The following is a 17,672-nucleotide window of genomic DNA, read 5'->3' on the forward strand; positions in this document are numbered from 1 at the left end:
TTCGCCACTTTTTGCCATGGAAATACTTTTTCTGCAAAAAGTTGGTGTCTATTTCCTAATTATTTTCTATAATAGAGTATAATATTAGGTAAAATGAAAAAACAGCAGAAGAATGGGTAAACTAATGGTCCAATACAATAGATGGATTTCGGTAAAAGGGGAATAAAGAGATGTCAGTAAATCATCTAAACCAGGTAAAAACGAGGGAAGAGTATAAAAAGATAAAAGAAGATGAGCGGAAAAAGTCTGTAGATGCGCCTACGGCCCAAAAGGCTTCGAAAGCCAAAACTGCTCAAAAAGTCAGCAAAGCGGCGTATGAAAAAAAGCGGATTCGGATCCGTCTTATTCCGATTTGGCTTAGAATGGTCCTTTTGCTCGTTTTAACTGGGGTTTTTATGGTAGCAGGTACCGCGGTTGGGTATAGCTTCCTTGGTGATGGGAATGCGGGAGATGTCCTAAAACAATCGACTTGGACACATATTCTCGATTTAATTGAAAAAAAATAAACGCGGAAGGGCTTCTTGCCCTTCCTTTTTATATCCTCTTAATAGTAAAATATAGTTATCTGTTCCTATGAGGAGGTACTAACCATGTTAGATGTAACACAAATTAAAGAAATTATTCCCCATCGTTATCCATTTTTGCTTGTTGATAAAATTTTAGAAGTTGAAGAAGGGGTCAAGGCGGTTGGAATCAAAAATGTTACGGCCAATGAAGAGTTTTTCAACGGACATTTTCCTGACTATCCTGTGATGCCGGGTGTTCTGATCGTCGAGGCGCTTGCGCAGGTTGGTGCTGTAGCGGTATTGAAAAAAGAGGAAAATCGCGGCAAACTGGCTTTTTTTGCTGGTATTGATAGCTGCCGCTTCAAGAGACAGGTTAAACCAGGTGACCAATTAAGACTGGAAGTTGAAATTATCCGCTTGCGTGGTCCCATTGGAAAAGGGAAGGCCGTTGCGACGGTAAATGGAGAAATTGCTTGTGAAGCGGAAATAACCTTTGCATTAGGAAAATAACTGGACTTGTTCCGGTTATTTTTTTTTGTAATAGTCCTTTCATTCTTGGGGAAAATAACAACAGACCAGTAAACGGGTCAATATTTTACTATGGAAAGGGGCTTTTATTTTTGAATAAAAAGTTGTTTGTATTGCTTGCAGGTACGGTTTTATCAGTGTCAATGTTAGCGGGGTGTACCACTAATAAGAATCAAAACCCACCTCCACCGGTGAATGATAATGCACCGCTTAACAACACAAACACACGTTATAACGATAATAACCGTTTAAACAACACAAACACACGTTATAACGAAAATAATCGTTTAAATAACACAAACACACGTTATAACGACGGCATGAATGGTACCGACGATGGCACGGTCAGAGAAAGAATCGAACGCGACATTAATGTTAGATAATAAAGAGCAGGGCAGGCTAATGCAGCCTGCCCTTTACCTATTCATGTTTAATTTTTAATTTCGGCTTACTCTTCATTTTGTCCTTAAATTCATCAAGGAGCGTTTGACCGCCAAGGCCTTTTTCAAGGAGGCTGTCGAGCAAGAGTTCGGAGTAATCGCTTCGGGTACGGCGCAATTGTCCTTCAAACAGGACACTTATATGTTGGTCAAAGTTGGTTAGGGATACAATTTTGGTTTGGAAAAAGGCAGGGTCGTTATCACGCTTGGTAATCACCGCTTGTACAATCACCTCACGGCTTTCCACGTGAATTTTTTTGAAGTAGTCATAAAGGGATAGGTCGGAATAAGCTTCCAGCAGCCAGCTGGCTCGTTCATTTTCTTTATTAATGATCAATCCATCTTCTAATGGGATTTCAACAGATTTCCCATCCTCAATAACTTCCAAAGCGACTAACTTAAAGGATTTCATCAAAACACCTCCGGTTATCGATCGACGTTCCCATTTTCTAAATTATAGCATATCCTTGCTGGTTACAAATGTCGAAAAATATTTGTCGCTTTTTGCAAGTTTCTGGTTTTGAAAAAATAATCCTTCCAAAGTTGGTTTTTGCACTAATGGAAAAATTACTTTGAAGCCAAAACTCCCTTTATTCTCTGAAAAACACGATTTTACAGCACGGACGGAGTTAGCATATGATTAAGCCATCAAAAGGAGAGGAGACAAATGGATGATCAATCAAGTTACGCTCGTTGGAAGATTGACGCGTGATCCGGAATTAAGAAGGACGCCGGATGGACTGGCAGTAACGACAGTGATACTGGCCGTAAGCCGCCAATTTCGTAACCAGCATGGGGAAATTGAGGCTGACTTCGTTCAATGTACACTTTGGAAAAAATATGCAGAGAATACGGCGCAGTACTGCCGCAAGGGATCGGTTGTGGGGGTGACAGGAAGGTTGCAAACACGGCATTATGACAACAAGGAGGGGAAACGGGTCTATGTCACGGAGGTGGTAGCTGAATCGATTCGCTTCTTGAGTGGAAAGCCGAATAATTATACACCTGTTGAACCGCCGCCAGCTGTTGTGATGAAGGAGGAGCTGCCTTTTGCCTAATCATGATGATATTGCGACAAGCTTAGAACAACTGCTTGAAAGTTTGATAAAAATGGTGGGTCGAGCCAATCAAAAAAACGACAACCTCCATAAAGAAATCGTTCAGATCAATCAAAGTATGGACAGTCTGCAGAAAAGAATCGGCCAGCTAGAATGGATTTTGAAAGGGCAGATAAAGGAAAGGGAATGGAGCCCAATCAGAAATTACCCCACACATCCGCATCCGCACACTACATCCGAAATTCACGACCATATCTCAGTACATTTTTGAAAAGCTCACTAGGATTACTTTTGGTAAAAAAATTTGAAACTTGGTTCCTTTTTTAAAATTTTCCCCCGAAAGTAGAGGTTCCTTTAGTAAAGAAAACAGCCGCCTTCCAAAATAATCCCCATTTTCCGGCCAAACAGCGCCGGAATTTTTTTATGGCTGGCTGATGGTCTATGGTTACCGGCAAGGAGGAAAACCGAGGTTCGGGGTAATCATAGGAGGTTTATAATTACCGCCACGGCGAAAAAAATCAAATTAGTGAATAAAAAATTGTCAGATGGGTATACTATGACAAAACCCCCTGTTTTATTTTCGAGGCCGCTGATCAAGTATCAGCGGCCTCTTTTTTTAGATATTCTTATGCCTTTTACTAGCTTTAATCTGATAGGTTAATAAATCGACAAAAAATGCACGGCGCTTTGGAGACATTAGATAGAGATCGAGTAGATTTTTTTTCAAATCTGGCTCTTGCTGAAGCAGTTGAAGTATGATGCCCAAATCATGATCCTCTAAGCTTTCCTTCGTAATATACCCAGGTTCGTCGACTTTTGGAAGCAGCTGGTTTAGCTCTTCGACTAAATACTCTTTCTCTACTTGATATAGTTCAGCAAATCGGACCACCGTTTGATAGTTGGGTATGCTTTTTCCTGTTTCGTACCGACTCACCGTGGAACGGTCCATATTCATCATGTCTGCCAAAGTCTGCTGCGACCAATTCCGACGGTCGCGAAGCTTTCGTAATTTTTCCGATAAAGCCATCTCATTCACCGCCATTAAAACAATTGATGTTTTTAACTTAACGGCTATAGAAAGGGCATAGTTCGAATGTGCCCGATATGCACGGAAGTTCATGTGAAAACTGTGCACAAATGACTACTAATAGGATGTATGCCGGAAGAGGAAAAAAGGACTTTTAAAATTATTGTCGAATAATAAATGTTGATGTAAATATTTGTATTTTTGGAGGTATATACGATGCCAAACTCATTGATTTTCATTGGAGAACGACCGAGTCACTCAGAAATGTACATAAAAGGAAAACCAAGCTTCTTCGATGCCTTACAACTCTCAAAAACATCTCAACACCAAACTGCAATCCTGCCCTATCATTCCATTCCACTTCATCAGTCACTAATTTCTATTCATATTCTTGAAAGTAATTGCCGTTTCCACTGCCGGCAACAGTCGCTTCAGCTAATCGAAGGCAAGCAGCAGCTGTCTGAAGAAGAAGCCTACGATGTTTTTGCAAACTTCGCGATTATGGAAGACAACAAAGTCGCAATCCTCGTGCATTCAGACCAAAAAAGAATTAGAGCGGGAGAAAAAGAGGGGCCTAGGGTTTTGTCTGCTAGTCAGGACGAGGGGGTCTAGGGGTAAAAGAGGCGAGTCTCAAACAAAAAATACGTTAACAGACCTGCTGGAAATACATTTTATCGAGTTTCCAAAATTTGAAGAAGTCCGTTACGATTTGAATAATCCCCTCCATTGCTGGCTATTATTCTTAAAAGATGATGTTCCTGATCAATTATTGAGGGAGGTATTAAGGATGGACGTAATTAGTAAAGCAGAGGAAAAGCTGACAATGTTAAGCGCAGACCCGGAGACTAGAAAAGAGTACGAACGCCGGGCGAGAGCCCTTTCAGACGAACGGAGCCGGTTAGAGGATGCCAGAGAAATGGGCATGGAAAAAGGTATAGTAAGTGTAATTAGAGGTCTTTTGGCCAAAGGAATGCCGCTCACTGAAGCTGCGAAACTTACTCCATATAGTGTTGAGGAATTAGAAAAGAAGTTAAACGAAAACCAAGAATAGCTGAATAGTTGGTTGATCTGTCACAAGCGCTGCTAGTATTACAAATACATGATAAATATTATCGATGAAGGGGTTCGGGGATATTCTCCGGCCCCTTATTGCTGTGAAATTTAGCAACAGATCTTTCGGCTGTATTTTCAGGTCTTACGATAGATTCACGGAGAATCATGCCCTTGCGCTGCAAAAAAATGAGAATGAGGGAACGATACAGGGTGAACTGTGCCCTTGCGCTGCGAAAAAATGAGAATGAGGGAACGATACAGGGTGAACTGTGCCCTTGCGCTGCGAAAAAATGAGGATAAGGGAACGATACAAGGTGAACTGTTCCCATAAAATGTTTAAACCAATAAAGGTGGCAACTTCAACCTAAATATTTTACATATTTGACAAAGCTCGTACATAATCAAAAATAAATTCCCGCTTTCCCCTTGTTTTTCGCGTGCACAATTTCCCTATAATCACCATCATCGTGCGTCAATCGTACCCACAACAACCAAGTGTCCACCCCACGCGGACAAAAGTGACGAAATGTCCACGAGTGGTGACAGGCACCGAGGTCATCGCCTATATTTTTCATCTGTTCACATTGTTTTCCACTGTTATATGACAATTTGTGATAGAGTTTTAATGTTTTTGTAATATAACTGGTACATTGCCATGTTATAAATAGATTAATAGAGAAGGGGGAAACCGTATGCAACATTTAAAGCGTATGATTTTCATGTTTCTAACATGCGTATTATTGGTGTCAGGTACCGTTGTGGCACATGCACAAACAAGTAAGGACACTTTACATAGCGTAGAGCAAGAGCTTGAACAAAAGGCGAATGAGAAGAACTCTATTAACAAAGAAATTGAACAAATTAAAAAAGATATGGAATCTTTACAAGCGTATATTTCACAAAATAGAGAAGCGTTGGCAGAAACTCAAAAGAGAATCGCCGCTGTCCAACAACAGATTGAAAAGAAAAAGGAAGAAATTGTTGTCCTTCAAGATAAAATTCATAACCGTAAAGATGTTATGAAAAATCGATTAGTGGCCTTGCAAAAGGATGATAAACTTAATGTTGTCATTAATGTAATCTTAGAATCTAAAAGTGTGGGAGACCTTATTCAACGCGCAAGTGCGGTAACGACTCTGCTTACCGCCGATAAAAACATTATGACTGATCAAGAAAACGACCTTAAGCAAATTGAAGAAGATAAGAAAGAAATTGCTAAGCAAGAGGAACAGCTGGCTGTAGAACAGGCAAACCTTGGCAAACAGCAAGAAGAACTTAATCTAAATTTGCAAAAGAGACAAGAATCCTTAACGGTAATGCAACAAAAATATAGTCAAGTTGACGAACAAATGGCTGGTATTCAAGCGGAGTTACAAGCGGCTCAAGAAAAGGTTCGACAAGAACAAGAAGCAGCAAAATCAATAGTAGCTGTTAGCGCACCTGCAGCAGCTCCAGCACCTGCACCAGCGGGCGATGAATTGTATGTAAATTCCACTGCATACAGCTATCAATCTTCAGGAGATATTACACGTATGGGCTACAATATCAGAGAAAATCCCAATATGAAACTAATCGCGGTTGATCCGTCTGTCATCCCATTAGGTTCACAAGTATGGGTAGAAGGATATGGCGTAGCAATTGCTGGTGATACCGGCGGCGCGATTAAAGGACATAAAATCGATGTATTAATGCCAAACAATGCCGAAGCGTACGCATGGGGCAGAAAGACAGTGAAAATCGTCGTATTACAATAGTGAAATCAAAAAGAGAGATCTACCATCCTAAAAAGATGGTAGATCTCTTTTATTCTCGAGAAAAGGTATTTTTATGGCACTTCCGATGAAGGACGAAATTTCTGGGAAAATCGTAAAAGTGGTCATCATAACCCCGATGATAACCAAAACTCATGGGAAAAATCGTAAAAAGGGTCATCATAACCCCAATGATGACCAAATCTCATGAAACAATCATAAAAGTGGTCATCATAACCCCAATGATGACAAAAAACTCATGAAACAATCATAGAAAAGGTCATCATAATAGAGTGTCCACCTGGGGTGGAAAGTGTCCACGGGCGGTGCCTGTCACCGAAAGTGTCACCGAAGGATGTCACCGAACTACCCTAAATACACCAAATCCTTAAGTTGGTCGGTTGATAGTTCGGTGATCCAGTTTTCGCTTTGGATGATTTGGTCGTTTAGGTGCTGCTTTTTCTCGAGCATCGCATCAATTTTTTCTTCTAGTGTCCCGGTACAAATGAGTTTGTGCACGTGGACGAAGCGGGACTGACCGATCCGATACGCCCGATCGGTAGCTTGGTTTTCAACGGCAGGATTCCACCAGCGGTCATAGTGGATGACGTGATTGGCTGCCGTCAAGTTCAGCCCGGTTCCTCCGGCCTTCAACGAAAGCAAGAACACAGGGAATTCCTGATTTTGGAACCGCTCAATCATGGTATCACGCTGTGTCTTCGGTACGCTGCCGTTCAGGAACGGCACTTCAACACCAAATTTCTTCTTGATTGTCGAACGGATCATTTCACCCATTTCGATATATTGTGTAAAAATGAGACAGCTTTCGCCAGCTTCCAAAACTGAGTCTACAAGGTCAACAAGTTTCTCCAGTTTATTTGAGCGGTCAAGAAGCTGGCGCTCAACCGATCTTTCCTTCAAATAGAGTGCAGGGTGATTACAAAGCTGCTTCAACCTGCTGAGCATTTGCAAAATTAACCCTTTACGCTCAAAGCCAGACAGCTTTTCAATCTCTGCAAATGTATCGCGGACGAGCTGCTCATATAAGGAAGCTTGCTCCGTAGTCAGCGGGCAGTACTCCTTTTGTTCCTGTTTGTCAGGGAGATTGAGGGCAACCTCTTCGTCCTTTTTCGTCCGCCTCATCAGGAATGGACGGATCAGTGACTGAAGCTCATTGACCTTTTCTTTTTTCTCATCTTTTTCAATCGGAATGACGAACTTTTTCTGAAATTGTCCTAAGCTGCCAAGATAACCATGATTGGTAAAATCAAAGATCGACCACAACTCGGATAAGCGGTTTTCCATTGGTGTACCAGTCAAAGCGATGTGATGGCCACCACGCAGTCTGCGCACCGCTTTTGACTGCTTCGTCCCAGCATTTTTAATATTCTGTGCCTCATCAATCGAAATTGAGCTCCACAGGATCGATTCAAACTCCTCCGTATCCATATGGCTAAGACCATACGAAGTCAGGACAATATCCACAGCCTTGACCTTTTTAGAAAAAGCGTCTTCTCTCAATCGATTCGATCCATAATGCAAATACACATTCAACCCTGGAGCAAACCGCTCAAGCTCCTTCTGCCAGTTACCAAGAACCGATGTCGGACAAATGATCAAAGCAGCCTTAACAGGTGTTTTATCACTGGTACCTTTTAGTTGCATCAGATTTGGATCTGCATTGGTTTTGGTGCCTGTCACCATGTTCGGATCCGCATTGGTTTTGGTGCCTGTCACCATGTTCGGATCCGCATTGGTTTTGGTGCCTGTCACCATGTTCGGATTCGCACCGATTTTAGTGCCTGTCACCGTTTTCGGACCCGTACCGGTTTTGGTGCCTGTCACCATGTTCGGATCAGCATCGATTTTAGTGTCTGTCACCATTTTCGGATCTGCACCGATTTTAGTGTCTGTCACCTCACCCGAATCCATCTCTGGGAGCGCTCCGATTTCATCCTTTACCTTCAACAAATAAGCAATTAGTTGAACGGTTTTTCCGAGGCCCATGTCATCAGCGAGGACGGCGCCGAAGCCGTATTGGCGCAGAAACCAGAGCCAGCTCATTCCAAGCTGCTGGTAGGGGCGGAGTTCGCCTTGAAGCCCTTCCGGAACGGTTTCTAATGGTATCTCATTCGTTTCAGTGAGCTGTTTGATCATTTTTTTCCATTGGCTGTTCAATTCGATTTGAATCCGCGCGAAGGCCTTCGGATTTTCCAGCTCATCCTCCGTAGGCGTAGCCTCAATTAGCTCCTGCTCAAGCAAATCCCTAACGTGCAAGCCTTCCTTTTCGGCACGTTTCATCAAATCCTGAATTTGTCGAATAAAGCCAGGATCGAGCTTGACCCAGCGGCCGCGAATAAAGACAAGCCGGCGTTTTTCTTCGACAAGCTGACTGAATTCATCCTCGGAAAGATCGACACCATTCATCGAAAAGCGCCAATTGAAATCAAGCATGGCTTGCAGCCCGACGAACGACGGACGGTGGCTCGAGGAACCTTTTAGAGAAGCCTTCACCTTCAAGTTGGCATTTTTCATCGCTTGCCACCAGGCCGGAAGCAGGATTTCCACGTCCAAAGCGACAAGTGTCTCACTCGCCTCCGTCAAAAACATCCACGCTTCTTCCTCGGTAAGCCCAGACTTTAGTGTAACGCCATCCTCACTTAACCAAGGAATTAGCCTAGCCCAGCGTCCCTGTTCGGCGTCAATCCTCTCCAAAAATGGCTTCCACCGTGCAGGAAGCTTCGCATCCATGCTATAAACATCATCGACATTTTTCTTGCCGCGTAAAAAAGACTCCAGGTTCCAAAGACCCTCGCCATCGATAGGCTCTTCTAACTTCAGACCGATCGTAAAAGGGGAGTCGTTTTCTTTGATTCCAACCCATTCAAGCCAGCTTTCTTCATCAAAATAGCGGGCAAGCTCGGCGCCAGAGATATTTTGCTTTCGCAACAACGCAAGCTTCGGTCCAAACAACTCTTTCATAGCAGTATTTCGCGTTAAATAGGCGTCAAGCGCATGGTCGTATAAGTCAGAAATAAATGTCTGTACGGTTTCAGACTCTTCCAAATGGGTATCTACAGCTTGATCCCAAAACGACGGATCGAACTCATCCTTCACCCGGACAGGAAGCTGCCAGCGGAAGTCCCCTTGTTCCCAAACGGAAAAGTCCGGCAGCCAATCCTTTTCAAGAATCCCTTCATGGAGAGCATGGGCAGCCGCTAAACAAATTTCAGACCGATCACTCCAGTCCCAATCAATAAAGCGATTAAAGGATTCCTTGGCAAAAAGAGAAACAAGATGCCAGCCAGTGACCACCACACCCTCGATGCCATCCACGGACTCGGTCTCCAGAAGTGTGCCAAAAAAGCTCTCATCATGCCGGCCAAACAGCACATTCTTCCACTCAGAAGGGGGTAATCGATCCCCGTGCTCATCCTCAGCAGCCAATAGATAGCGACCACCTTCTAATTTAATTGTCAGAAGCTTAACAAATCTCGTCTTTAGCATCGTAGTGTTACTCCTTTTACTTGGGTAGGTGAGGTGTTTGGTGCACTTTAGGTGGTTTTTGTTTTCCAGATATTGTCTAAAAGTACAAAACCCTCTGAAAAAAGTACAAAACTCATCAAAAAATGTACAAAACAAAGAAAAACCCAAAAAATCATAAATCTAAAAAACAAAACTGTCCGCCTGGGGTGGACAGTGTCCACGAGCGGTGACAGGCACCACATTTTTTCCGAGCGGTGACAGGCACCGCATTTTTTTAGTCCTCTATGAGTTTGCTCCGCCTGCATTCTTCGTGGAAGGCGCGGAGTCGTTTGGTTTTGTCCATTAGGTTGTCGAGGAAGTATTGCCAGTCGTCGACGCGTTTGGTTTTTTTGTAAAGTGTCCGCAGTTTTTTTAAATGGCGGACGGCTGTTTTGTAACTGGAACGGTTTTTTTGGTTGATTTCGTTCAACGCGGATTGGTGCAGCATTCCAAGCAGGACTTCAGGTTTTTCCTTTTCGACCACCTTAACGCGATCCTTTGGCAAGTCGTAAAAACTCCAGCCCATGAACGCCTGCAGGTCACCCCATTTATCATACTGACACCGTTCAAACAGCATTAATTCATAATCCGTATAACTGTATGGTAAAGTCGCCAATAATGTCCGTTCGTACAAATCCACCTTGCCATTTTCCGAAATATAAGGACGGATGGCTTTGAGTGCCGAGCGGGTAAAGGCCGCGCAAGAATGATAGGTGCGCAAAAATTCCAAATAGCCCTTGAGTTTGGATGAAAACAGCTCGATGAATGGCCCCACTCGTTTCCAAGCTTTCGTCAGTGACAATAAATCAATCCAATGGAGCATATAAGGAGTAATCACGTTATCATCGATTTTACCAATCAAATCTAATGCAAGTTCATCCTTTTGCTGCAAAATACTAATATGAACCCCAGCAACCATCAAAGGATTTAGGTTCTCCCACTCCTGCGCGGCCTTCATCCGTTCGTGAATCCTTTCGATCTCCTGCTCACGCCATTCCTTCTTCTTAAAAAGGTTGGTCCAGAGAAGACGGTAAAGATAAATCCGCTCCTGCTCGAGTCCCGAAGACACTGTCAGCAGCTCGAATACATCGTCCTTTAAGTGTAAAATAAACTCGTCGAAGTCAAATGGCAGGGATTGGACGCCAATTTTAAAAACGAGCTCATCCGCATCCTCAATTAAATTATGGAAAACTGAGAGATAGGCACGCCGTACCGCGTCCTCTGCAAACTGTGATTTCTCCGTCAAGACAGCAAGTTTTTTAAACGACACAATAATTCCGACTACCTCATACAGCAGGCGCCATTCTTGTTCGACGGGAGCGCTCGCCTTAATGCGCCGATTGTAAATGTTAAAAAGCTCGGCAATGATAAAAGGGCTTGAATACTTTTTCGAGTTTAGAATCGTATCAAAACTCACTTCAAACGATTCAACCCAGCGCCGATAATCAGGCTTCAACACACCATTCGCCTTGATTAAATCCTTCGCCTTCTGAAGGCCCCAGCTCGCGATATCACTTTTCTCCTTCATCGGTTCCCGCCACTCGGTCACCCAATCGGCGACACTGCCAACTCGAGAATAAGCCGCAAAAAACACAGCCATCTGATGGCGGCACAGTCCCTCGTGCGGGCACGTACATTGACTAGAAGCCAAAAGGGAAAAATTGAGCTTAACATGGCATGGTGTCACATCCTGAACCATTGCCGTAATTTGGGCATTCCATATTTGTACTTGCTTCACCAAACCTTGCCGGTACAGCATTAAGCCCTTTTGAACGAGTTTTACATCATCGGCAACATGTGGGTGCAGTAAATCCTTAATCTCCTCTGAGAGAAGTTCAATCCGTTCATTAGCAGTCGTCGACTCCAACGCCACGACCCCCTTTATTCAAAAAATCCATATTCCTATATTATACCCAAAAAAAGGGCGTTCGAGGAGAATTCATTCTTATTCTAAAAAAAACAAAAAAAGTCCAGGCATCATGTTAACGCCTGAACTCAAGAATTTTCCTCGGAGGTAGTAGCTGCAGTAGGATTCTGAACTAGCTGGTGGGAGACAAGTTCAAACAAGTGGGTAAGATAATTAGTAAGCTCAAAGCCTTCATCATTAGTAAAATGTGATAATAGCAATTTATTTTCGTCCATTCAGTCATTCCCCCTTAAATTTCCTTCCTATCATCTTTATTCCCAATCTATCATTCTCTTATACATCCAATTTTATAAGTAACAGAAAATTAAGGCCGCTTGATTCTCTTTCCAACGCACGTAATCTTCTTCTGTATTTGCCTGCGACTCTACTATTTGACGTTGCAGTTGAATCGGACCGCATTTAAAATGTGTCTTCACCTCCCTGTCCAAAAGTCACTTACAAATGGGTGAAGATGGCACGGCATAAACGCAAAAACCAGCCCCAGCAGGTGCCAGGACTGAATGATTATTATAATTCGATTGAGGCTTTCGTCTCTTCAGTAACCTCCGGATCATGTGTCTCCCCATCAGGAGCGAAACGGTCCAACCCCCCGGTAGCACAAAACAAAACAAGCGCAATGAACAACGCAATCAAAACTTTTTTCATCGAAATGCTCCCCCAATTATTTCCTTTTATCTCTACTCATTTAGACGTAACTAGGCGGTAAAATGTTCCACAAAAGAATTAGACAAAATCTGCAGATCAATCGAGTTAGTGATTGCTATTCTAAAATCAATATGGTATAGTACTTTTTGTGAAAATGACCAATTTGGTTTTTTAGTCATTTTTTTAAAAGTGAGGTGAAGAAGATGGCAATGATTGATCGGAAGAGGTTAATTCTTGAAGCAGCAGCCAAGTCATTCTCTTTGTATGGTTATAAAGCAACGACGATGGATCAGGTTGCGAAGTTAGCCGGTGTGGGAAAGGGGACGATTTATACCTTTTTCAAAACGAAGGAAGAATTATTTGATGAGATCATTAATTCGCTGATTGCTGATATTCGAACGGAAGTGGAAGGCGCCATGGACGATTCCGCCGCGATTCTTGAAAATGTGAACAGAGTGTTAGTTCAGGTCCATGAGTTTCGCAAATCCCATCAGCTGACGATAAAATTGATTCAGGAAGAACGGGATATGGGGACGCAAACCGTTGTCGAAGCGATGCAAAGGGTCGAGCAATCGATCATCCAGTACATGAAAGTGATTATCCAAGAAGCAATCGACAAGGGTGAAATCAAAGCTTGCGATCCAGAAATCACGGCTTTTGTGATGCTCAAAATGTATTTTTCATTAGTGAATGACTGGCAAAGGAACCACCCGCCATTGGAGAAAGAGGAAATCACCAAGCTGTTTGAACTTTACTTGCTAAAAGGCTTGTTAACCTAAATAAGTCTTTTATTTTTCCATAAAAATGACCATTTGAACAAAACGGTCAAAATTACTAGATTGGGAATTTTTTTCGAAAAAATTGACCAAGTGAATAAATTAGTCAGGAGGAATGACACTATGAAAAGATCTTCATTTAAAGCAGAGTTAAAATCTATCCTTTCCAATCGCAAGGTTTTGATTCCCATCATCGCCATAATGTTTATTCCGGTGCTGTATGCAGGGATGTTTTTGTGGGCGTTTTGGGATCCATATAAGTATTTGGGCGATCTGCCGGTGGCGATTGTGAACGAGGATGAGGGGGCGGCGCTTAATGGTGAGCAGCTCCAGATTGGCGAGGACCTAGTCAAAAATTTAAAGAAAAGTAACACGTTTGCTTTTGATATTGTTGATAAAAAGCAGGGCTATCAAGGCTTGGAGGATCAAAAGTATTATATCCTAGTGGAAATTCCAAGTAATTTTTCAAAAAATGCCACCACCTTACTTGACGATCAGCCTCAGAAGCTCGAAATCAACTACGTGCCAAATGAAGGAGCCAACTTCTTATCGGCGCAAATCGGGGAAACCGCGATGAAGGAGATCAAAGCGGAGATTTCCAAACAAATTGTCACCACCTATTCTGAAAGTATTTTTGAAAAAGTATCCGAAATGGCTGGCGGCCTAGAAAAAGCCAGCGATGGAGCCAAGCAACTGAACGATGGCAGTATAAAACTGAGCGAAGGTGCCAGCCAAATCAAAGAAAACCTCGCAGTCCTAGCGAGCAAATCCATTGAATTCAATGATGGTGTGCATAGTGCAGCCAAAGGTTCCGATGAACTGGCAAAAGGGTCAACGGCCATCAATCAGGGGTTAGCGGAAATTGACGGAAAGCTTCCGCAGTTGGTGACAGGCACCGCAAAAGCGCAAGCTGGGGCGGAGCAAATGAAAGAGCAATTACCGGCTGGAATCGCAGCGGGGATTAGCAGTCAATTAACCGGAAGCACTGAAAAATTAAACGCCGGTATCAATCAATTCGAGTCACAGCTGGGTGCAGGATTATCAACACAGATTGCCGATCAGATGATCGCGCAGCAAACCGCGAAAATGCAGGAGCTCGCTGCAGCCTTGGTCGCGAACGGTATACCGGCTGAAACTGTCCAAGCAATAATGGCGCAGCAAGCCGCGCCAAGCAAGGCGGAGGTTGAGCAGCAGGTGGCACAAGCGATAAACCCAGGATTACATCAGGGCTTCACACAATTTAAATCCCAGGTGAATGGACAATTACTTGGGGCGGCTACAGGGTTAGAAGAGCAATTGAAAAAACAAACCGATCCGGTATTTGACCAATTAATTGGCGGAATCGGTGAAATTAATGCCAATCAGGCAAAATTACAATCAGGAATTCACCAGCTCTACGAAGGGTCATCAGCATTAAATGCCGGTGCCAATCAACTGACAACGGGGATGGGACAACTATCTGACGGTGCCGATAAAATTGCCGATGGCACTGAAAAGCTCGCCGAGGGTTCTTCTGAATTACAAGCAGGCACAGAACAAGTGCAGAATGGAACCTCGGAATTAAGTGAGAAGCTGGCTGCTGGGGCAGATGCGGCATCTAGTGTAAAAGCGGACGATGACACGTTTGATATGATGGGCGAACCCGTGAAGGTTGATAAAAATGAGATTAATACGGTACCAAACTACGGTACCGGCTTCGCACCATATTTCATCTCACTGGGACTATTTGTCGGTGCACTGATCATCTCAATCGTGTTTGCAATGAGGGAACCAGCCGTCCAACCAGCTTCGGCAGCACAATGGTTTTTCGGTAAATTAGGTGTCATCACCATCATCGGAGTGGTTCAAGCCTTGTTGGTTGATTTTGTGCTACTAGTCGGTTTGGGGATTGAGGTGCAGAGTTTACCATTATTTATGGTGACATCGATCATTACAAGCATGGTGTTCGTAACATTGATCCAAATGCTCGTCACCACAATGGCGGATGTCGGTCGCTTTATCGCGATTCTCATCTTGATCATGCAATTAACCACAAGCGCGGGTACCTTCCCACTTGTGTTAATTCCAGAGGCGCTGCAGCCATTCAACGCGGTCTTCCCAATGACGTACACCGTCCAAGCGTTCAAGGCAGTGATCTCAAGCGGCGACTTCGGGTACATGTGGCAAAACAACGCCATCTTGCTCGCCTACATGGCTGGGTTCATGGTCGTGACCTTCGCCTACATGATCATTCGTTTCAAACGTAAACAAGTCAGTGTGACAATGATCGAGCAAGCTGCATAAAATTAAGGAAACACCGAGTTCGCGGAAGGAGCGAATTTGGTGTTTTTTTGTGTGGCGGGGGCTGATGTGTCGATTATTTGTTTACCTGCCAAATGGATCTCTTCACCTGCCAATTCTGAACTCTTACCTGCCAAAATCTCATTTAACCTGCCAAATGCATTTGTTTATCTGCCTAATTAATTCCCCCACCACGCTGAACGCTGAAAAAGCCAGGGCTCGGCCTGGCTAAGGTATTTTTATTTCCTATATATAGGAATTCGGCTGCGGATTTCGCGTAATTCCATAGCAGCAGATGCTTTTTTAAGCTAAAAAAAATCTTACCTGCCAAAATGATCTGTCAACCTGCCAAAACGGACCGCTTACCTGCCAAAATCTCATTTAACCTGCCAAATGCATTTGTTTATCTGCCTAATCAATTCCGCAGCCACGCTGAACGCTGAAAAAGCCAGGGCTCGGCCTGGCTAAGGTATTTTTATTTCCTATATATAGGAATTCGGCTGCGGATTTCGCGTAATTCCATAGCAGCAGATGCTTTTTTAAGCTAAAAAAAATCTTACCTGCCAAAATGATCTGTCAACCTGCCAAAACGGACCGCTTACCTGCCAAAATCTCATTTAACCTGCCAAATGCATTTGTTTATCTGCCTAATCAATTCCGCAGCCAAACTGAAAGCTGAAAAAGCCAGGCATCTGCCTGACTAAGGCAATTGTATTTCTTATATATGGAAATTTCGCTCAGGACTTTGCATAAACCTTGGACCCAGGTCGCTTTTTTTGCTACCTTTTTAGATAAAAAATTTCTTACCTGCCAAACAGGTTCCCTCACCTGCCGATTTTGTGCTCTTACCTGCCAAAACCCTCTTTCACCTGCCAATCCCCTTTGTTTATCTGCCTAATCAATTCCGCAGCCAAACTGAAAGCTGAAAAAGTCAGGCAGATGCCTGACCGTATGTACAAACCAAAAGATTTATGTGCAACTTTCCGGGTTTATGTGCCAAACCAATTCACCCACCGCCAAACAGCTTAAAAGCCTGGCGAACGCCAGGTCCAGGTCATTGTCATTGAATCCCTACCTTACCCCCACCTCAAACTTTTTCAACAAAAACACGATAACCCAAAGCAACCCGCCAGTTAGCAGCGACGCCCACCAAGAAAAGGCGAAGGCAGGACCGAAGTCTGGTATAAACATTGTTAATGCGATGACGAGCCCCATGGAGACTGCTGCGAAGACCCCCACCTTAACCATAATTTTCTTTTCATTTGCCTGTTCATTAAACAAGCTTTGTTTGATGACCCTAAAAATATACCAAACGCCAAATGCAACCGATCCTAAAATAACTGCAAATGTCACTAGAGTTGGGAACACATAAACGCTAGAATCCACATCCTTAAATTGTGAGATAACGAGAATTACCACTCCCCGAATCATTAACATCCAACTTACCAGATTAAGAACAATCCCCATTATAAAAGGAATAACCTCCCGTTTTTGTTCCTTCGGTAAATTCTCAATGATTTCATCCGCATAGCCTTTAGGGTCAGCACCGAAAATATCCCTCGCCGACTTACCTTCGATTTGACCATCAAGGAGATGATCGAGCATTTCCATCAACACTTCCTCGGATTGTTGTTCGGACAGAGTTAATTGCAGACGGATGTAGATGAGCATGTCACCATAGTATTTTTCGTTTTCTGGTGTGAGCTGTTCTCGTTTGCGGTTATTCTCCTCAATTAATTGTTTAGCCTTCATAGTAAATCTCTCCCCTTAAATAAAGAATGAACTGGTTCAACAATCTGTTTCCACTCTGAAGCAATCATATCGAGTGCCTCTTTGCCTTCATTTGTTAAAAAATAATACTTTCGATTTGGACCAGACTCGGATGGCCGCATTTCTCCCCGGATAAGGCCGTTTTTCTGTAAGCGAAGCAACACGGGATAAATCGTCCCCTCGCTAACATCACTTAATCCGTATTCTTGAAGCTTCTTAGATAACTCATAGCCATAAACAGGTTCTTTTTCAATAACAGCTAAGACGCAACCATCCAAAATTCCCTTTAATAATTGGCTTCTTAAGGACATGGTATAGCTCCTTTTCCTTATTTAATACGGAACAACAAGGACTACATTGTTAAACAAGATAGTTGATGAAAAAAT

General features: G+C 43.2%; 20 protein-coding genes. 12 read left to right on the forward strand and 8 right to left on the reverse strand.

The genetic code is table 11. The features are described from left to right. Positions 1–170 precede the first annotated feature (170 nt). The 3 genes from BLR86_RS14850 to BLR86_RS14860 all read left to right on the forward strand — a co-directional run bounded on the left by BLR86_RS14850 (position 171) and on the right by BLR86_RS14860 (position 1,417). Positions 171–506 carry a DNA-directed RNA polymerase subunit beta gene (locus BLR86_RS14850; RefSeq protein WP_090762779.1) on the forward strand — a complete coding sequence of 112 codons (336 nt, stop codon included), beginning with the start codon at positions 171–173 and terminating at the stop codon, positions 504–506. A gap of 84 nt (positions 507–590) precedes the next feature. Beyond that, complete coding sequence (gene fabZ / locus BLR86_RS14855) at positions 591–1,016, forward strand: 3-hydroxyacyl-ACP dehydratase FabZ (protein WP_090762781.1); 426 nt, start codon at positions 591–593, stop codon at positions 1,014–1,016. 110 nt (positions 1,017–1,126) lie between these two features. Beyond that, on the forward strand, positions 1,127–1,417 hold the full coding sequence (locus BLR86_RS14860) for a hypothetical protein (RefSeq protein WP_090762783.1): 291 nt from the start codon (positions 1,127–1,129) through the stop codon (positions 1,415–1,417). Positions 1,418–1,454: 37 nt separating this feature from the next. On the opposite strand, the gene BLR86_RS14865 is transcribed toward BLR86_RS14860, so the two are convergent. Then, positions 1,455–1,886 carry a YwpF family protein gene (locus tag BLR86_RS14865; protein ID WP_090762785.1) on the reverse strand — a complete coding sequence of 144 codons (432 nt, stop codon included), beginning with the start codon at positions 1,884–1,886 and terminating at the stop codon, positions 1,455–1,457. Between the two features lie 259 nt (positions 1,887–2,145). Between BLR86_RS14865 and ssb the strand changes: the two genes are divergently transcribed. Continuing rightward, positions 2,146–2,532 carry a single-stranded DNA-binding protein gene (ssb, locus tag BLR86_RS14870; protein WP_090762787.1) on the forward strand — a complete coding sequence of 129 codons (387 nt, stop codon included), beginning with the start codon at positions 2,146–2,148 and terminating at the stop codon, positions 2,530–2,532. Beyond that, the gene (locus tag BLR86_RS14875; protein WP_090762789.1) at positions 2,525–2,803 is read left to right on the forward strand and encodes a coiled-coil domain-containing protein; all 279 of its coding nucleotides are present in this window, start codon (positions 2,525–2,527) and stop codon (positions 2,801–2,803) included. Before ssb ends, BLR86_RS14875 begins: the two co-directional genes overlap by 8 nt. A 345-nt stretch (positions 2,804–3,148) precedes the next feature. Here BLR86_RS14875 and BLR86_RS14880 read toward each other — a convergent pair whose 3' ends face one another. Then, positions 3,149–3,652 carry a helix-turn-helix domain-containing protein gene (locus BLR86_RS14880; protein ID WP_090762791.1) on the reverse strand — a complete coding sequence of 168 codons (504 nt, stop codon included), beginning with the start codon at positions 3,650–3,652 and terminating at the stop codon, positions 3,149–3,151. 123 nt (positions 3,653–3,775) lie between these two features. Between BLR86_RS14880 and BLR86_RS26645 the strand changes: the two genes are divergently transcribed. The 4 genes from BLR86_RS26645 (at position 3,776) to BLR86_RS26825 (ending at position 6,574) form a co-directional block, all read left to right on the forward strand. Continuing rightward, complete coding sequence (locus BLR86_RS26645) at positions 3,776–4,171, forward strand: hypothetical protein (protein WP_254782335.1); 396 nt, start codon at positions 3,776–3,778, stop codon at positions 4,169–4,171. Then, entirely contained in the window at positions 4,146–4,610 is a 465-nt protein-coding gene (locus BLR86_RS14885; RefSeq protein ID WP_302847225.1) for a PD-(D/E)XK nuclease family transposase, read from the forward strand. The genes BLR86_RS26645 and BLR86_RS14885 overlap by 26 nt, the downstream gene beginning before the upstream one ends. 694 nt (positions 4,611–5,304) lie before the next feature. After that, positions 5,305–6,366, forward strand: a complete 1,062-nt coding sequence (locus BLR86_RS14890; protein WP_090762797.1) for a 3D domain-containing protein — start codon at positions 5,305–5,307, stop codon at positions 6,364–6,366. An 85-nt stretch (positions 6,367–6,451) separates the two neighbouring features. Next, positions 6,452–6,574, forward strand: a complete 123-nt coding sequence (locus BLR86_RS26825; protein WP_302847222.1) for a hypothetical protein — start codon at positions 6,452–6,454, stop codon at positions 6,572–6,574. A gap of 155 nt (positions 6,575–6,729) precedes the next feature. On the opposite strand, the gene BLR86_RS14895 is transcribed toward BLR86_RS26825, so the two are convergent. The 4 genes from BLR86_RS14895 to BLR86_RS26130 form a co-directional block, all read right to left on the reverse strand. Further along, on the reverse strand, positions 6,730–9,870 hold the full coding sequence (locus tag BLR86_RS14895) for a DEAD/DEAH box helicase (protein WP_090762799.1): 3,141 nt from the start codon (positions 9,868–9,870) through the stop codon (positions 6,730–6,732). Positions 9,871–10,123: 253 nt separating this feature from the next. Continuing rightward, positions 10,124–11,755, reverse strand: coding sequence for an SWIM zinc finger family protein (locus tag BLR86_RS14900; protein ID WP_090762801.1), 1,632 nt, complete (start codon positions 11,753–11,755; stop codon positions 10,124–10,126). Positions 11,756–11,883: 128 nt separating this feature from the next. Next, a complete protein-coding gene (locus BLR86_RS26125; protein ID WP_175492904.1) occupies positions 11,884–12,030 on the reverse strand; it encodes a hypothetical protein in 147 nt (48 codons plus the stop codon). A 292-nt stretch (positions 12,031–12,322) separates the two neighbouring features. Further along, positions 12,323–12,460: a hypothetical protein gene (locus BLR86_RS26130; protein ID WP_175492905.1), complete on the reverse strand. Its 138-nt coding sequence runs from the start codon at positions 12,458–12,460 to the stop codon at positions 12,323–12,325. A 209-nt stretch (positions 12,461–12,669) separates the two neighbouring features. Between BLR86_RS26130 and BLR86_RS14905 the strand changes: the two genes are divergently transcribed. The 3 genes from BLR86_RS14905 (at position 12,670) to BLR86_RS26135 (ending at position 15,699) form a co-directional block, all read left to right on the forward strand. Beyond that, entirely contained in the window at positions 12,670–13,239 is a 570-nt protein-coding gene (locus tag BLR86_RS14905; RefSeq protein WP_090762946.1) for a TetR/AcrR family transcriptional regulator, read from the forward strand. A 120-nt stretch (positions 13,240–13,359) separates the two neighbouring features. Further along, positions 13,360–15,519, forward strand: coding sequence for a YhgE/Pip domain-containing protein (locus tag BLR86_RS14910; RefSeq protein WP_090762803.1), 2,160 nt, complete (start codon positions 13,360–13,362; stop codon positions 15,517–15,519). Positions 15,520–15,558: 39 nt separating this feature from the next. Beyond that, positions 15,559–15,699, forward strand: coding sequence for a hypothetical protein (locus BLR86_RS26135; RefSeq protein ID WP_175492906.1), 141 nt, complete (start codon positions 15,559–15,561; stop codon positions 15,697–15,699). An 888-nt stretch (positions 15,700–16,587) separates the two neighbouring features. Here the strand turns inward: BLR86_RS26135 and BLR86_RS14920 are convergent. Together BLR86_RS14920 and BLR86_RS14925 are read right to left on the reverse strand one after the other, a co-directional pair. After that, entirely contained in the window at positions 16,588–17,268 is a 681-nt protein-coding gene (locus tag BLR86_RS14920) for a DUF1129 family protein (RefSeq protein WP_090762807.1), read from the reverse strand. Next, positions 17,265–17,597, reverse strand: coding sequence for a PadR family transcriptional regulator (locus tag BLR86_RS14925; protein WP_090762809.1), 333 nt, complete (start codon positions 17,595–17,597; stop codon positions 17,265–17,267). Before BLR86_RS14925 ends, BLR86_RS14920 begins: the two co-directional genes overlap by 4 nt. Positions 17,598–17,672 lie beyond the last annotated feature (75 nt).

The organism is Bacillus sp. OK048, from assembly GCF_900103525.1.
Lineage (GTDB): Bacteria > Bacillota > Bacilli > Bacillales > Cytobacillaceae > Neobacillus.

Coding starts and splice junctions, on each gene's coding strand:
- BLR86_RS14850 (WP_090762779.1), top strand. CDS start 171: ATGTCAGTAAATCATCTAAACCAGGTAAAAACGAGGGAAGAGTATAAA.
- fabZ (WP_090762781.1), top strand. CDS start 591: ATGTTAGATGTAACACAAATTAAAGAAATTATTCCCCATCGTTATCCA.
- BLR86_RS14865 (WP_090762785.1), bottom strand. CDS start 1,886: ATGAAATCCTTTAAGTTAGTCGCTTTGGAAGTTATTGAGGATGGGAAA.
- ssb (WP_090762787.1), top strand. CDS start 2,146: ATGATCAATCAAGTTACGCTCGTTGGAAGATTGACGCGTGATCCGGAA.
- BLR86_RS14880 (WP_090762791.1), bottom strand. CDS start 3,652: ATGAACTTCCGTGCATATCGGGCACATTCGAACTATGCCCTTTCTATA.
- BLR86_RS26645 (WP_254782335.1), top strand. CDS start 3,776: ATGCCAAACTCATTGATTTTCATTGGAGAACGACCGAGTCACTCAGAA.
- BLR86_RS14890 (WP_090762797.1), top strand. CDS start 5,305: ATGCAACATTTAAAGCGTATGATTTTCATGTTTCTAACATGCGTATTA.
- BLR86_RS26825 (WP_302847222.1), top strand. CDS start 6,452: ATGAAGGACGAAATTTCTGGGAAAATCGTAAAAGTGGTCATCATAACC.
- BLR86_RS14895 (WP_090762799.1), bottom strand. CDS start 9,870: ATGCTAAAGACGAGATTTGTTAAGCTTCTGACAATTAAATTAGAAGGT.
- BLR86_RS26125 (WP_175492904.1), bottom strand. CDS start 12,030: ATGGACGAAAATAAATTGCTATTATCACATTTTACTAATGATGAAGGC.
- BLR86_RS26130 (WP_175492905.1), bottom strand. CDS start 12,460: ATGAAAAAAGTTTTGATTGCGTTGTTCATTGCGCTTGTTTTGTTTTGT.
- BLR86_RS14905 (WP_090762946.1), top strand. CDS start 12,670: ATGATTGATCGGAAGAGGTTAATTCTTGAAGCAGCAGCCAAGTCATTC.
- BLR86_RS14910 (WP_090762803.1), top strand. CDS start 13,360: ATGAAAAGATCTTCATTTAAAGCAGAGTTAAAATCTATCCTTTCCAAT.
- BLR86_RS14920 (WP_090762807.1), bottom strand. CDS start 17,268: ATGAAGGCTAAACAATTAATTGAGGAGAATAACCGCAAACGAGAACAG.
- BLR86_RS14925 (WP_090762809.1), bottom strand. CDS start 17,597: ATGTCCTTAAGAAGCCAATTATTAAAGGGAATTTTGGATGGTTGCGTC.